The following is a 14,566-nucleotide window of genomic DNA, read 5'->3' as shown; positions in this document are numbered from 1 at the left end:
CCTACTAACTCTAGTTTTTTTCCTGAAGAAGGGAACGAATGACAGCAGGATACAAAAGGTGTTCGACAGCCTGGATTTTGTTTGCCAGGTCTTCCTTTGTATCTTCCTCATCAATTCGAACGCTGTCTTGATCAATAATTTTACCTGTATCCATTCCCTCGTCCACGAAATGAACGGTAACCCCTGTGATTTTAACCCCCGCTTCAAATGCTTGCCCGATCGCGTCTTTTCCAGGGAAAGAAGGCAGTAGAGAGGGATGGATATTAACGATCCTTCCTTCAAAACCTTGAAGGAGCGTTGGACCAATTAACCTCATATAGCCAGCGAGAACAATCCACTCAACATCCGCTTCGTTCAACTGTTGAAGAATGAAGTTTTCAAAATCAGCTTTGGATTCATACGATTTAGGATAAAAGGAAAGGACAGGAATGCCAAAGCGTTCTGCCCTTTTTTCAACTTTTGCTCCTGGGCGATCGCAGACAACAAGCGCGATTTCTGCTTCGAGCTGGCCCTTTTCAATCGCAGCGGCAATCGCTTCGAAGTTCGAGCCGCTCCCAGATGCGAATACGGCTAGCTTCTTCACGACAAGTCACCGCCTCCAAATTCAATTCCTTCGCCTTTGATTACGCGACCAATCATATAAGCACGTTCGCCATCCTGCTCAAGTGATCTAATGACAGTCACCGCCTCATCTTCAGGCACTGAAAGGACCATACCGATCCCCATGTTAAATGTGGTAAACATTTCTTTGCGTGCCAGGCTTCCTTTCTTTTCAATCAAATCAAAGATTGGAGGAATTGGCCATGAGCCATAATCAATTTGGCCTGCCAGTCCTTCAGGAAGCATCCGCGGAATATTCTCTTCAAAACCACCGCCTGTAATATGAGCTATGCCATTCACAGTGTAAGATTTAAGCACATTTAAAACCGGTTTAACATAAATACGCGTTGGAGCAAGTAACGCTTCTCCAAGCGTTGAATCAAGCTCCTCATAAGAGGCTGAAAGATCCATCTTATGATCTTTCAGCAACACTTTACGTACAAGGGAAAAACCGTTACTGTGAATGCCATTTGAAGCAAGACCGATGAGGACATTTCCTTCTTTCACATTCTCTGTCGTAATCAGCTTCGATTTTTCAACAGCTCCCACCGTAAATCCAGCAAGGTCATAGTCGTTCTCTTGATACATATCAGGCATTTCTGCTGTTTCTCCACCAATTAAGGCACAGCCTGCCTGTGAACAGCCTTCTGCCACACCTTTCACAATTTCCTCGATTCGCTCTGGAGCAAGCTTTCCTGTTGCAATGTAATCAAGAAAATAGAGAGGCTCTGCCCCCTGTGCAACAACATCATTTACGCACATGGCCACGCAATCAATGCCAATCGTATTATGCTGATCGAGTTGAATCGCAAGCATGAGCTTTGTGCCAACACCGTCCGTTCCTGATACGAGAACTGGTTTCTCGTAGTTTAGTTCAGACAGATCGAACATGCCACCAAAACCACCAAGTCCGCCCATGACACCTTTGCGCATTGTATTCTTTACGTGAGGCTTAATACGATCCACTGCTTCATAACCTGCTTCTATGTTAACGCCTGCCTGCCTATATGCTTGTGCCATAATGGCCTCCTTCGGTTAAACTTTTTCGTAAGGATGAACGGTATCAGGATAAATTTCCGTCGGGTAATTGCCTGTAAAACAACCAAGACACTGACCACACGATGAATCTTTATCCTCTCTGCCAATTGCTGTTGTCATGCCATCTGTTGTAAGGAAAGTTAGCGAATCTGCACCAATCTCTTCACACATCTCATCAACGCTCATCTTCGCGGCAATCAATTCACCTGAGTTCGATGTATCAATTCCGTAATAGCAAGGGCTGATAATCGGAGGCGCACTAATGCGAACGTGAACTTCTTTCGCTCCCGCTTCACGAAGCATCGTAACGATTCGTCTACTTGTTGTACCTCTTACAATTGAGTCGTCGACAATGACGACACGCTTCCCCTCGACCACGCCTCGAACTGGGGAAAGCTTCATCTTCACACCACGCTCACGTAGCTCCTGAGATGGTTGAATGAACGTTCTACCCACATAGCGGTTCTTGATTAAGCCCATTTCATATGGAATACCTGATTCTTCTGCGTACCCAATAGCAGCTGAAATACTTGAATCTGGAACGCCCGTTACAATATCCGCTTCAATTGGTGCTTCTTTTGCAAGCTGTTTACCAAGCTGTTTACGAGCCGTATGCACATTAATGTTCTCGATGTTACTATCTGGTCTTGAGAAGTAGATATACTCCATCGAACAAATGGCACGTGAGATGGAAGAAGAAAAGCGCTCAGATTCTAATCCATTCTCGCTAATAATTAAAAGCTCCCCCGGTTGCACATCTCGTATATATTCCGCTCCAATTAAATCAAATGCACACGTTTCCGATGCCACGACATAGGCACCTTCAAGAACGCCTAAGGAAAGGGGTCTCAATCCGTGAGGATCAAGCGCAACCATCATTTCTTTCTCCGTCATCATAATGAAAGCATAAGCACCTTTCACCATTGTGAGGGCATTTTTTACTTTTTCACGCTGACTTAAGTAGCCGCTTCGTTTTATAAGGTGGGCCAGCACTTCCGTATCAGACGTTGTTTGAAAAATGCTCCCTTGACCTTCAAGCTGGTGCTTAAGCGCATTGGCATTTACTAAGTTTCCATTATGCGCAAGAGCAAGGCCACCATTTTGTGAGCGGAACACAAGAGGCTGAACATTCTCATATCCTCCGCCCCCAGCAGTGGAATACCTCACATGACCGATCGCACCATTTCCTTCAAGCTTATCAAGGTCACCTGGGCCAAAAACATCATTCACAAGTCCAAGACCTTTATGGTTATAGAGACGATCACCGTCAGTCGTAACAATACCCGCGCCTTCTTGTCCGCGATGCTGCAAACTATGAAGTCCGTAATATGTTAGTGACGCGGCATCGGGGTGGCCCCAGATACCAAATACGCCACACTCTTCATTTAAACCTTTGATTTCACCAAACATGGAATAGCTCCTTTCCAGGCTGCTTCAAGCTCTTGAACTGGAGCATCGAAGATATGTGTTTCATCTTCATGCATGATCGTCAGCACGCCCGTACCGGTTACCTCACCAATTAGCGTTGCTCCTGTTTGCTGCTCAAATGCCTGCTGGTGTTCCCCCTTAATGCTTACGAGGAAACGAGATTGAGTTTCACTGAAAAGATCTGTGGTGATATCACCGTCAATTCTTACATTTGCGCCAAGTTCTGTGCCAATGAGCGATTCAGCAAGTGCCACGCTAAGACCGCCTTCTGCGAGATCGTGAGCAGATTCCACAAGACCATCTTGAATGGCTGTTAGAAGTTGATTTTGCCGTTCTTTTTCAACTTCAAGATTTAGTGTAGGAGCTTGACCTGAAATCTTTCCATCCAGGTACTTTTGAAGCTCACTTCCACCGAAGTCTTCTCCCGTTTCTCCAAGCATATAAATCAAGTTTCCTTCTTCTTTAAAATGCTGCGTTGTGACATGACTGAGATCATGAACCAGACCGACCATACCAACAACCGGTGTCGGATAGACGGCAATACCATTTGTTTCATTATAAAGGGATACGTTCCCACCAATAACAGGGGCATTTAGCATGCGACACGCTTCACTCATGCCATCTGTTGCTTTTTCAATTTGCCAGAAAATTTCTGGTTTCTCAGGGTTACCAAAATTCAAGCAATCTGTAATCGCTAGCGGCTCTCCACCTGAGCAGACAATGTTACGTGCCGCTTCTGCAACTGCGATTTGACCACCAACTTCAGGATCGAGGTATAAATAACGTGAATTACAATCCGTCGTCATCGCTAGCCCTTTGTTGGTTCCACGCACGCGAACGACAGCAGCATCTGATCCTGGGGCAACAACGGTGTTTGTACGTACCATATAGTCATACTGATCAAAAACCCATTCCTTGCTTGAAATTGTCGGCTGACCTAGAAGCGTATAAAGCATGTCCTTCGCATCTTCCACCTCGGGAATTGGCTTATGAAGCTGTTGATTTTCAATATAATACTCAGGAATACGAGAAGGCTTATGGTAAACCGGCGCTTCCTCTGCCAGTGCATCAACCGGTACGTCTGCAACCACTTCCCCTTTATGAAGAAGTCGGAACTGCTTATCTTCTGTGACAACGCCAACTTCTTTCGCTAAAAGACCCCAGCGATCTGTAATCGTTTTGATCTCAGCTTCATGTCCCTTTTTCACCACAACGAGCATACGCTCCTGAGATTCAGATAGCATCATTTCGTATGGCGTCATTCCTTTTTCGCGCTGTGGCACTTCATCAAGGTTCATTTCAAGTCCCATTCCTGCCTTACTCGCCATTTCTGAAGCAGAAGATGTTAGACCCGCTGCCCCCATATCCTGAATGCCAACAAGCGCATCACAATGCACAAGTTCAAGACATGCTTCAAGCAGAAGCTTTTCCATGAACGGATCACCTACTTGAACAGCAGGGCGCTTTTCGTCAGAAGCATCTGTCAATTCTTCAGATGCGAAGGTTGCGCCGTGGATGCCGTCACGTCCAGTGCTTGCACCAACATACATCACTGTATTACCAGCTCCGGATGCAATCCCTTTTTGAATGTCTTTATGATCAATTAAGCCAACACACATCGCGTTCACAAGAGGATTACCATCGTAAGAAGAATCGAACTGTACTTCTCCACCTACCGTTGGGATTCCAATACAGTTTCCGTAGCCCGCAATACCAGCCACAACTTCTTCAAAAAGATACTTCACTTTCGGATTGCTCAACTCTCCGAAACGAAGGGAGTTAAGAAGAGCAATCGGACGAGCTCCCATCGAGAAAACGTCACGGATAATGCCACCAACCCCTGTTGCCGCACCTTGATACGGCTCAATCGCAGATGGATGATTATGGCTTTCTATCTTGAATACGACTGCCTGCTCGTCGCCGATATCAACGATTCCAGCCCCTTCCCCAGGGCCTTGAAGAACGCGCTCACCAGTGATGGGGAATTTTTTTAACACTGGTTTTGAATTTTTATAGCTACAGTGCTCTGACCACATTACGGAAAAAAGCCCGGTTTCCGTGTAATTCGGTGTACGGCCGAGAATCTCTTCCACCATGCCGAACTCTTCATCTGTTAGGCCCATCTGACTGTAGAGCTTCTGGTCTTTAATCATCTCAGGTGTTGGTTCATGCATGTGTGACATGGGATTCCCTCCAGTTGCGTAGTATCGATTTAAATAGATTTAGTCCATCTGCACTTCCTAACAGCTTATCTACCGCTCGTTCAGGGTGAGGCATCATCCCGAGGACGTTGCCCTTTTCGTTTACGATACCAGCAATATCTTCAACCGATCCGTTCGGATTATCCGCATAGGTAAACGCAATACGATTTTCCTGCTTCAATGTCGCAAGTGTCGCCTCATCGCAATAGTAGTTTCCTTCTCCATGTGCGATTGGAATCGTGATTTCTTCATCTATCTCATAAGCTGAAGTAAACATCGTTTCATTGTTTTGAACGCGTAGTGTCACTGGACGACACATAAACTTCAGGTTTTTATTTCGCTTCATCGCTCCTGGTAATAGACCTGCTTCCAAGAGAATTTGGAATCCATTACAAACACCTAGAATCGGTTTCCCTGCTTCAGCTGCCTTCACGACCTCAGCCATAATCGGCGCAAAGCGAGCAATGGCACCACTTCGAAGGTAATCTCCGTAAGAGAAACCGCCTGGTAGAAGAATCGCATCATAGTTTGCTAGATTTTGCTCATCGTACCGGACATAAACCGCTTCTTCTCCAAGCTCATCTTTGATGGCGTGATACATATCCACATCGCAGTTAGAACCCGGGAACACAATCACCGCAAATTTCACTGTGCGACTCCCTCCTCGATTTCATAGGTGTAGTCTTCAATAACCGTATTCGCAAGAAGCTTCTCGCAAATTTCTTTAATTCGCTGATCCAGATTCTCCGTATCTTTCACTGTGAGTTCCATGTATTTCCCGATCCGTACGTCTTCCACTTCCTGATACGAAAGGCTGTGTAGTGAATTTTTCACAGCACTTCCTTGCGGATCTAGAACACTTTCTTTTAACGTTACATAGACTTTTACTTTGTACATGATTCGGAGCCCCCCAGGCGAGTTAAAATTTGTTCGTACGCTTCTGTTAAATTTCCAATATCTCTTCGAAACACGTCTTTATCTAACTTCTCATTCGTTTTCCTATCCCATAATCGGCAAGTGTCTGGAGAAATTTCATCCGCCAACAGAATCGTGCCTTCCGGCGTTACACCGAATTCCAATTTGAAATCAATGAGCTTTACGTCACGCTCAAGGAAGTATTCGCGTAATAATGTATTGATCTTTAATGCGTGTTCTTTCAATTCTTGAACGGTTTCTTCTGTTGCAAGTTCAAGTTCTAACACATGATCAAGCGTAAGAAGAGGATCACCAAGGTCATCATTCTTGTAATAAAACTCAACGATCGGCTGTTTTAGTAACTTTCCTTCTTCCACACCCGTGCGTTTGGAAAAGCTCCCAGCTGCGATGTTTCGAACAACCACTTCGAGTGGAATGATCGAGACGCGTTTCACAAGCTGTTCAGTAGAAGAAAGCTTTTCAATAAAATGACTTTCAATGCCAGCACTCTTTAAATAATCAAAGAGCAGACTTGTAATTTCATTGTTCAGGCGACCTTTGCCTGTAATTGTTGCTTTCTTCTCTCCGTTATAAGCGGTTGCTGAGTCTTTATACTCGACCCAGACAACCTCTGCTTCATTCGTTGCGTAAATTCTTTTCGCTTTTCCTTCGTACAACAATGCTTGCTTTTCCATGGTGATCCCCTCCGATGCTTAATTAAAGTCCGAGACGTTCAAAAATCATATCCACCGGCTTTATGTGGTAATTGTAGTCAAAGCAATCTTCAATTTCTGCTTCACTTAGCTGATCTGTAATCTTAGGGTCTGCTTCAACAAGCTCTCTAAATTGAATGCCTCGTTCCCAAGCATCCATTGCTTTTGGTTGAACAAGATCATAAGCTGCTTCACGTGCCATGCCTTTATCAATAAGAGACAAAAGAACGCGCTGGCTATAAATCAAGCCATATGTTCTTGTCATGTTGCGCTTCATGTTCTCAGGGAAGACCGTTAGTTTCGAAACAATTCCTGCAAAACGATTCAGCATATAGTTAAGTGCAATTGTTGCATCCGGAAGAATGACGCGCTCTGCTGAAGAATGAGAGATATCACGCTCATGCCAGAGAGGAACGTTCTCGTAAGCTGTCGTCATATAGCCACGAATGACACGCGCCATGCCAGTCATGTTTTCAGAACCAATCGGGTTACGCTTATGCGGCATTGCGGATGACCCTTTTTGTCCTTTTGCGAAAAACTCCTCTACTTCACGCGTTTCACTCTTTTGAAGACCACGAATCTCAACAGCAAACTTTTCAATCGATGTTGCCACAAGTGCTAGAGCCGACATGTAATGTGCATGACGATCACGCTGAAGTGTTTGTGTTGAAATCGGCGCTGGTTGTAAGCCAAGCTTTTCACAAACATACTGCTCGATAAATGGATCGATGTTGGCATATGTTCCAACTGCTCCTGATAGTTTTCCGAAACGAACATTATCCGCCGCTGTTTTAAATCGCTCCAGGTTACGCTTCATTTCCTCATACCATAGCGCCATCTTGAGACCGAATGTCGTTGGTTCTGCATGCACACCATGGGTTCTTCCCATCATGACGGTATACTTATGTTCCTGTGCTTTTGCTTTTAGAACGTCAATGAATTTCTCGATGTCTTTAATCAAAATGTCGTTCGCTTGATTCAGCTGATAAGAAAGTGCAGTATCAACGACATCTGTGGATGTTAGGCCGTAGTGCACCCATTTCCGTTCTTCTCCAAGCGTTTCAGATACCGCTCTTGTGAAAGCCACCACATCATGGCGCGTTTCTTCTTCAATCTCATGAATGCGATCAACGTTGAAACCAGCGTTTTCACGGATTTTTTGAACATCTTCTTTCGGAATGATGCCAAGTTCAGCCCAAGCTTCACATGCTAAAATTTCTACCTCTAGCCACGCATTGTAGCGGTTTTCCTCTGTCCAAATCGCTCCCATTTCAGGGCGAGTATAACGTTCAATCATTGTAAGTCCTCCTGGTCTCTTGTCTTTACTGCCATAACTTCCATGAGTTCATTCGCTTCAGCGCTTCTTCCGTTGAAGGCGCAAGAAAGTTGATATGTCCCATTTTCCGATTAGGCTTTGCTTCGTCTTTTCCATATAAATGGAGCTTTGCCTCTCCAAGCTCTGAAATACTGTCCATTAGCGGAGTGATATGCTGTCCGAGCAAGTTACCCATCACAACAGGCTTTAGAAGCTCTGTGCTTCCGAGCGGCAATCCACATATCGCTCGAATATGCTGCTCAAATTGTGATGTCTCGCAAGCCTCCATCGTATAATGGCCAGAATTATGCGGACGTGGCGCTAGCTCATTTACATAAATCTCATTATCTTTAAGAAATAGCTCAACTGCAAGTGTCCCAACAAGATTTAGCTTATTTGCAATCTTCTTTCCGACCTCATCTGCTTTGGTTTTGACCGTTTCGTCCACTTGAGCTGGAACAATTGTTTGATGAAGAATGTTATTCACATGAACGTTCTCACCGACAGGGAATGTCGTTGTTTCCCCCGTCACACTACGTGTCACAATCACGGATAGCTCTTTTTGAAACGGAACCCAACTTTCAAGAATACAAGGTACACCTGGGAATGTAAGAGCTTCAACATCTTTTTCCGTCTTAAGCACCCACTGCCCTTTCCCATCATAACCACCTGTACGTGTTTTGAGGACGGAAGGAAGACCGATCTTCTCGAGTGCCACCATAAGTTCTTGATGCGAGTCGACTGGTTCAAAAGGAGCGACTTGAAGGCCAGAATCTTGAATGGCTGTTTTCTCAACCAAGCGATCTTGCGTGACGCGAAGCAGCTCTCCACCCTGTGGCATATACGCATTGTCTTCCAACCACTTTGCCGTATCATGCGTAATGTTTTCAAATTCATAAGTAATTACATCGCTTAAATCAGCTAGCTTTCGAGCGCCATCCAGATCATCATAGCCACTAACTACTTCGTGATCCGCCACTTGACCACAGGGAGAATCTTTTTTCGGTTCAAGTACGGCAATTCGATAGCCCATCTCTCTTGCTTTCAATGCCATCATTCGCCCTAGCTGTCCGCCACCTAAAATACCAATTGTACTTCCAGGTAAAATGGTTTTCCTCATAAACGATCACTACTTTCAAGTACAGTGTCTTTCATTTGCGCTCTGTAGGTACTAAGCTTTTGTTCGACCGCTGTATCATTCGTACTTAATATCTGCGCAGCTAATAATCCAGCATTTTTTGCTCCCGCTTTTCCAATCGCAACAGTTGCTACAGGCACACCGCCTGGCATTTGTACAATCGAAAGAAGTGAATCTAATCCATTTAAAGCGCGCGATTGAACAGGTACACCGATGACGGGAAGAGTCGTTTTTGCTGCGACCATCCCTGGTAAATGGGCAGCTCCACCAGCGCCTGCAATAATGACATTCAACCCACGCCCTCTAGCTGATTCTGCATATTCAAACATCAATTCCGGTGTTCTATGAGCTGAAACTACTTTTTTCTCAAATGGTACTTGAAGTTCTTCTAGTATGTCACAGGTATGCTTCATCGTATCCCAATCAGAAGTGCTTCCCATAATGACCCCAACTTTTGCATCCATGCTATTCCTCCTTAAATGAAGGTGCGAATTAATCGAAATAGTGTGAAAATAACAGAAAAGCCCGAGATAGAATTCTTCTATTTACTTAGAAGAAGCTTCTACCTCGGGCGAAAACACATCCGTCCTGATCTACGCGTACGCAAATCACGACTTTCCCCCTCATAGTCCGACGATTTAAGGTCGTCAGGTAGAAACTTATGGGCCTTATTCCCAAGATTATATGAGGTATCCTTTTTGCTCCTCTTACATAGTAACAAGAGCGACGTTCAACTGTCAACGAAAAATCGAACGATGTGTTTTATATATACTATAATGTTCGGTTTTTACTTTAACTTTCCATCAAAAACAATTTTCCGACCGCATAGCTCCGGTTCTTTAGAACCTTTGGTCTCTTTAAAGATAGGCTCCTCGCGTCTTCTAACAGGCAAATAACCTTCTTCATCCATTCTTTTTAAGCAGTCAGAAAGTGATTCATTTTCATGAACCTCAAACTTCTTTTTCTTCGCTTTCTTTTCCATACATTACCTCCGAATTTTTCTAACCCAGAATCCACCCTGGAAGGTACGGGGTTCATAAGAGATAACGAAAGCTTTCGGATCAAGGTCTTCAATCGCTTTATAAAGCTTTCTTTCCGATTTCCGCGACGTTAGCACCTGCATCACGAGACGTTCTCCCTGTCTACCATGTGCAAGATAGTGCGTAACACCGTAACCGATATCTCTTAATTTATTTGGAATATCATCTTCAAGCTTTGTTGTAATAGCATTCACTGTAATATAGCCGAGGGCAAGATATTCTTCGATCTTCATCCCAACGATAATTCCTACGCCAAAGCCAAGAGCATAAGCAATAACGTTTTGAATCTGACCTAAATTATCGAGGACGAGACCAAGTCCTATTACATATATTGCAATTTCAATTGTGCCAGTAATTGCTGCAAGGTATCGCTGACCTTTCAGTGTAAGAATCGTACGCATCGTAAGAAACGATACATAAACGATATTAATCACAAAAATGGTCGCAACCATGCCAAGACCACTATCTAGCATGTCCATCCTCCTTTTCCTTTATCGTTCAAACTCGAACTTTCCCTAGCATAACACGAGGAAACAGAAAACCGCATGCGATATTTATCGAATTTAGCTAAAAAGTTTCGACTAATTCCTCCATGTTTCTTGTCTAACCAAGTTAGCCATCGCTCATTTAACAATCATCCGTTAGGTGCATATACTGGGAAAAAGCCCGGAGGAGGAAACCCAATGGGAGACTATTGGAGTCAGATGTATGATTGGAAAAACAAAATGAATAAATTTATGGGGGATGATTTCTGGACAGATTTTCAAGATATGTTCGTCTCAAATGGCCCTCTAGTAAACCTTTACGAAGCAGGCAACGAACTCATTTGTACAGTGTATCTTCCTGGGATTAAAAAAATCGATGATGTTGATGTGTATATTCACTATCGTACACTTAAAGTAAAAGGTCAGACATCTATGAACCTGAAAGGCTATCGAAACGTTCAGGAAGAGTATAAGCATGGTCCATTTGAACGCATTGTTGAACTACCATTCCCCGTTCGTGATCAACCGATCGATGCAAGTTATAAAAGAGGCATTTTATTAATTCACCTTCATCGACTTATTGAATCAAAAGAAGATAAGAAACGATTGAAGATCACCGATGTCGAATTAGATGAATCCTAAGAAAACCAGAGGCAACTATGACCGCCTCTGGTTTTTCCTCTCTATAGAAAGCTAAATTTTCCATCTGTCATGTACTTTCCAACTCAATAGGTTAGCACCTTTTAAGAGATTACTTATGAAAAATCACTCGTTCTTTAACTGGTTGAAATTCTTTATCCCCTGGGGCAGCTGTAGGGTTTCCAAAAGGCATTTGCGCAATAAGCTCCCAACTAGATGGTACATTCCATTCTTCTTTTACTTGATCGTCAATTAATGGGTTGTAATGCTGAAGAGAAGCTCCCAATCCTTCGTTTTCTATAGCTGTCCAGATGACTAACTGAAGCATACCTGAAGAATGCTGTGACCATTTCGGGAAGTTGTCAGCAAAAGTGGGAAGCTTCTCTTGAAGACCTTTAATCACATCTTGATCTTCGAAAAAAAGAACGGTCCCATAGCCACCTGCAAATCCATCCATGCGTCCTTCAGTAGCCTCAAACTGGTCTGCAGGAACAATAGATCGAAGCGTCTCCTTTGTAATTTTATTCCAAAGTTTTGTGTGGTTTTCATCTAAAAGAACAAGGACCCTTGCGCTTTGAGAATTGAATGCTGAAGGCGTGTGTTTCACTGCAAACTCAATCACCTCTTGAAGTTTTTCATCGGAAATGACGCGTTCTTTTCCAATGCCATAAATCGATCTTCTTCCTTTTACTGCCTCAAAGAAATTCTTGTTCTCTCCATTCGCCTCATTCTTTGCTGAACCAAAAATCTTTTCCATTATACCCATGTGACTAACCACCTTTTTTTCTATTTTTTCAAACTAAGACGAATCATATTCCCTGAAGGATCGTTTGTATAGAAATCTTCGTCCTTCTCCCATACGTTGCTGAACTTTTTCACTTGTTCTACCCGTTTATTTCTTTCTAAATTATTTTTGAAAACAATTGAAAACCACTTAAGACCAGTGCTTTTTTCTGCGGGAGGCAAAGCTCCAGCACTTTGCCAGGTATTTAACCCAATGTGATGATGGTAGCCTCCATATGATGCGAATATAGCATCATGACCGATCTGACTTACAATTTGAAGACCTAACCCTTTTTGATAGAAGTCTTTAGCTTCTTTTAGATCTGAAACTTGAAGATGAACGTGGCCAAGAACGGTATTTTCAGGTAATTCTTTCATACCTCCTGACGCTTTCTTCATTAACTCTTCAACGTTTAATGCCTTAGTTGTCATCACTACTTGATCTTCTTCCCAGTTCCACTCGTTTGCAGGACGATCTGCATAGATTTCAATCCCATTTCCATCGGGATCTCCTAGATAAATTGCTTCACTGACATCATGATCAGAAGCTCCTTGAAGCGGATACCCTGTACTTAATAAATGGGTTAGTACATTCGCAAGGTGCTTTCGTTCAGGAACAAGAAGAGCAAAGTGATACAGTCCAGTTGAAGGGTAAGATCTTATTCTGCTTGATTCTTCAATTGTGAGAAGCGGCGTCTTACCATTTGTTGTAAATACAACCGTATCGTTCGATTTCATAAGTATTTTAAATCCGATCATTTCTTTATAAAAATGGGTTGAACGATTTAAATCACTCACAAACAAGTGAAGTTCACTGGTGTGGGGAACAGTTTCAGAATGAAATTTCATGATCGATCTCCTTTAGAGTTTCTGGTTAAACCTATATACTTACTTTATGTAAGTAACTATATAATTATAAATAACCTACGTCAAATTACTAGCTTCTAATCCATAATCTTTTAAATTGGTTTTATACTGAGTTATAATAAATTTGGGAGTGAATGAGTATGAATAAATCTTCTCTATGTCCGAGATTTGAAAAGGCGATGTCCCTTTTGAGTCAGCGATGGACTGGCCTCATTATTCATCAACTTTTGGAGGGACCTCAGCGATTTTGTACCGTGGAAACATCCATATCCATCAGTGGTCGAGTCCTCTCGGAGAGGTTAAAAGACCTTGAGAAACATGGGATTGTTATCCGAAATGTGTATCCTGAGACACCTGTTCGAATAGAATATTCTTTAAGCGATAAAGGTCTCGCACTTGCTCCAGTTTTGCAAGAGATCGAAAACTGGGCAGAGCATTGGATAGAACTTCAGGATAGTGGTAATAGTGGTAAATAACCTAGCATAAAAAAGCCGATTGCTCTTTGAGGAATCGGCTTTTTTATGGAGAAAAACGGCTTTTTTTAAGAAGTGGGATTTTAAACAACGGGTTTGTGGGGGAGATGTAGCCGGAAGTGATATGTCATTCGTGAAATTCAATTTTATTCCGCGTTTTTGTATGGTATTTCAGCGAATTTGAGACTAATTCCGCGATCATGATAGATGAGGGCTTTCAGTTAGTAAAACCTTTTTCATAAAACCATACAAAAAAGCGAGAAACACTCAGGTCTCTCGCTTTTCTTCAGTTGCCCAGCGACGTCCTACTCTTGCAGGGGGAGATCCCCCAACTACCATCGGCGCTAGAGCTTAACTTCCGTGTTCTCATACGGGGCGCGATAAGCGGCGAAGCTTTCTAGGAAGTTTTGATTGTCTTTCCTGCAGCTTTTTACTCTTACGAGCTTTCAACAACCCTTTTTGAATACAAAAAAAGCGAGAAACCATTTGGTCTCTCGCCTTTCATCAGTTGCCCAGCGACGTCCTACTCTTGCAGGGGGAGATCCCCCAACTACCATCGGCGCTGAAGAGCTTAACTTCCGTGTTCGGCATGGGAACGGGTGTGACCTCTTCGCCATCGTCACTAGACTTATCAGGGTGTTCCCTGAAAACTAGATAGCACGCACAACTTTCCAATAATGTGTCCAGCTACGTAAGCCAAATCCTCGATCGTTTCACCTTTTGATTCTGACGCAAAAAGCGCGTCTGATTCAAAAGCTTCCAACGCTTGTCGGATTTAAACGGCTTACTTCGCTTTTCGTTTTAGGTTAAGCCCTCGATCGATTAGTATTCGTCAGCTCCACGTGTTGCCACGCTTCCACCCCGAACCTATCTACCTCATCATCTCTAAGGGATCTTACCAGCTTAATGCTGTGGGAAATCTCATCTCGAG

At 43.4% G+C, this 14,566-nt stretch carries 16 protein-coding genes, 2 rRNA genes and 1 riboswitch; of the genes, 2 read left to right on the top strand and 16 right to left on the bottom strand.

Going from position 1 to position 14,566, the window contains the following annotated elements; all coding sequences use genetic code 11:
• Positions 1-10 precede the first annotated feature (10 nt).
• The 12 genes from purN to PQ511_RS15205 form a co-directional block, all read right to left on the bottom strand.
• Positions 11-583 carry a phosphoribosylglycinamide formyltransferase gene (purN, locus tag PQ511_RS15260; RefSeq protein WP_273852766.1) on the bottom strand — a complete coding sequence of 191 codons (573 nt, stop codon included), beginning with the start codon at positions 581-583 and terminating at the stop codon, positions 11-13.
• The gene (gene purM, locus PQ511_RS15255; RefSeq protein ID WP_273852764.1) at positions 580-1,620 is read right to left on the bottom strand and encodes a phosphoribosylformylglycinamidine cyclo-ligase; all 1,041 of its coding nucleotides are present in this window, start codon (positions 1,618-1,620) and stop codon (positions 580-582) included. The genes purN and purM overlap by 4 nt, the downstream gene beginning before the upstream one ends.
• A gap of 15 nt (positions 1,621-1,635) precedes the next feature.
• Positions 1,636-3,048 (bottom strand): amidophosphoribosyltransferase, encoded by a 1,413-nt coding sequence (gene purF, locus PQ511_RS15250; protein WP_273852763.1) that lies wholly within the window; start codon positions 3,046-3,048, stop codon positions 1,636-1,638.
• The gene (gene purL / locus PQ511_RS15245; RefSeq protein ID WP_273852762.1) at positions 3,024-5,249 is read right to left on the bottom strand and encodes a phosphoribosylformylglycinamidine synthase subunit PurL; all 2,226 of its coding nucleotides are present in this window, start codon (positions 5,247-5,249) and stop codon (positions 3,024-3,026) included. The genes purF and purL overlap by 25 nt, the downstream gene beginning before the upstream one ends.
• Positions 5,233-5,916, bottom strand: a complete 684-nt coding sequence (purQ, locus tag PQ511_RS15240; RefSeq protein ID WP_273852761.1) for a phosphoribosylformylglycinamidine synthase subunit PurQ — start codon at positions 5,914-5,916, stop codon at positions 5,233-5,235. Before purQ ends, purL begins: the two co-directional genes overlap by 17 nt.
• Positions 5,913-6,164 carry a phosphoribosylformylglycinamidine synthase subunit PurS gene (gene purS / locus PQ511_RS15235; RefSeq protein WP_273852760.1) on the bottom strand — a complete coding sequence of 84 codons (252 nt, stop codon included), beginning with the start codon at positions 6,162-6,164 and terminating at the stop codon, positions 5,913-5,915. The genes purQ and purS overlap by 4 nt, the downstream gene beginning before the upstream one ends.
• Positions 6,152-6,877, bottom strand: a complete 726-nt coding sequence (gene purC / locus PQ511_RS15230) for a phosphoribosylaminoimidazolesuccinocarboxamide synthase (protein WP_273852759.1) — start codon at positions 6,875-6,877, stop codon at positions 6,152-6,154. The genes purS and purC overlap by 13 nt, the downstream gene beginning before the upstream one ends.
• A gap of 22 nt (positions 6,878-6,899) precedes the next feature.
• Positions 6,900-8,192, bottom strand: a complete 1,293-nt coding sequence (gene purB, locus PQ511_RS15225) for an adenylosuccinate lyase (RefSeq protein ID WP_273852758.1) — start codon at positions 8,190-8,192, stop codon at positions 6,900-6,902.
• 25 nt (positions 8,193-8,217) lie between these two features.
• The gene (purK, locus tag PQ511_RS15220; protein ID WP_273852757.1) at positions 8,218-9,330 is read right to left on the bottom strand and encodes a 5-(carboxyamino)imidazole ribonucleotide synthase; all 1,113 of its coding nucleotides are present in this window, start codon (positions 9,328-9,330) and stop codon (positions 8,218-8,220) included.
• Positions 9,327-9,812 carry a 5-(carboxyamino)imidazole ribonucleotide mutase gene (purE, locus tag PQ511_RS15215; RefSeq protein WP_273852756.1) on the bottom strand — a complete coding sequence of 162 codons (486 nt, stop codon included), beginning with the start codon at positions 9,810-9,812 and terminating at the stop codon, positions 9,327-9,329. Before purE ends, purK begins: the two co-directional genes overlap by 4 nt.
• A 142-nt stretch (positions 9,813-9,954) precedes the next feature.
• A riboswitch (purine riboswitch) is annotated at positions 9,955-10,056 on the bottom strand.
• 79 nt (positions 10,057-10,135) lie between these two features.
• Complete coding sequence (locus tag PQ511_RS15210) at positions 10,136-10,330, bottom strand: NETI motif-containing protein (RefSeq protein ID WP_273852755.1); 195 nt, start codon at positions 10,328-10,330, stop codon at positions 10,136-10,138.
• A gap of 3 nt (positions 10,331-10,333) precedes the next feature.
• Complete coding sequence (locus PQ511_RS15205) at positions 10,334-10,861, bottom strand: DUF2179 domain-containing protein (protein ID WP_159780937.1); 528 nt, start codon at positions 10,859-10,861, stop codon at positions 10,334-10,336.
• Positions 10,862-11,071: 210 nt separating this feature from the next.
• On the opposite strand from PQ511_RS15205, the gene PQ511_RS15200 reads away from it, so the two are divergent.
• Positions 11,072-11,515, top strand: a complete 444-nt coding sequence (locus tag PQ511_RS15200) for an Hsp20/alpha crystallin family protein (protein WP_224599295.1) — start codon at positions 11,072-11,074, stop codon at positions 11,513-11,515.
• 109 nt (positions 11,516-11,624) lie between these two features.
• On the opposite strand, the gene PQ511_RS15195 is transcribed toward PQ511_RS15200, so the two are convergent.
• The gene (locus tag PQ511_RS15195) at positions 11,625-12,278 is read right to left on the bottom strand and encodes a nitroreductase family protein (RefSeq protein ID WP_273852754.1); all 654 of its coding nucleotides are present in this window, start codon (positions 12,276-12,278) and stop codon (positions 11,625-11,627) included.
• Between the two features lie 20 nt (positions 12,279-12,298).
• A complete protein-coding gene (locus PQ511_RS15190) occupies positions 12,299-13,144 on the bottom strand; it encodes a VOC family protein (protein ID WP_273852753.1) in 846 nt (281 codons plus the stop codon).
• A 158-nt stretch (positions 13,145-13,302) separates the two neighbouring features.
• Between PQ511_RS15190 and PQ511_RS15185 the strand changes: the two genes are divergently transcribed.
• Entirely contained in the window at positions 13,303-13,638 is a 336-nt protein-coding gene (locus PQ511_RS15185; protein ID WP_273852752.1) for a winged helix-turn-helix transcriptional regulator, read from the top strand.
• Positions 13,639-14,145: 507 nt separating this feature from the next.
• Here PQ511_RS15185 and rrf read toward each other — a convergent pair.
• Both rrf and PQ511_RS15175 read right to left on the bottom strand, forming a co-directional pair.
• Positions 14,146-14,262, bottom strand: a 5S ribosomal RNA gene (gene rrf / locus PQ511_RS15180).
• 175 nt (positions 14,263-14,437) lie between these two features.
• A 23S ribosomal RNA gene (locus PQ511_RS15175) occupies positions 14,438-14,566 on the bottom strand; the annotation flags it as partial.

Source organism: Guptibacillus spartinae (assembly GCF_028610625.1).
Classification (GTDB): domain Bacteria; phylum Bacillota; class Bacilli; order Bacillales; family Guptibacillaceae; genus Guptibacillus; species Guptibacillus spartinae.
The sequence above is the reverse complement of the archived record's forward strand: the minus strand, read 5'-3'. Positions and strand labels throughout refer to the sequence as shown.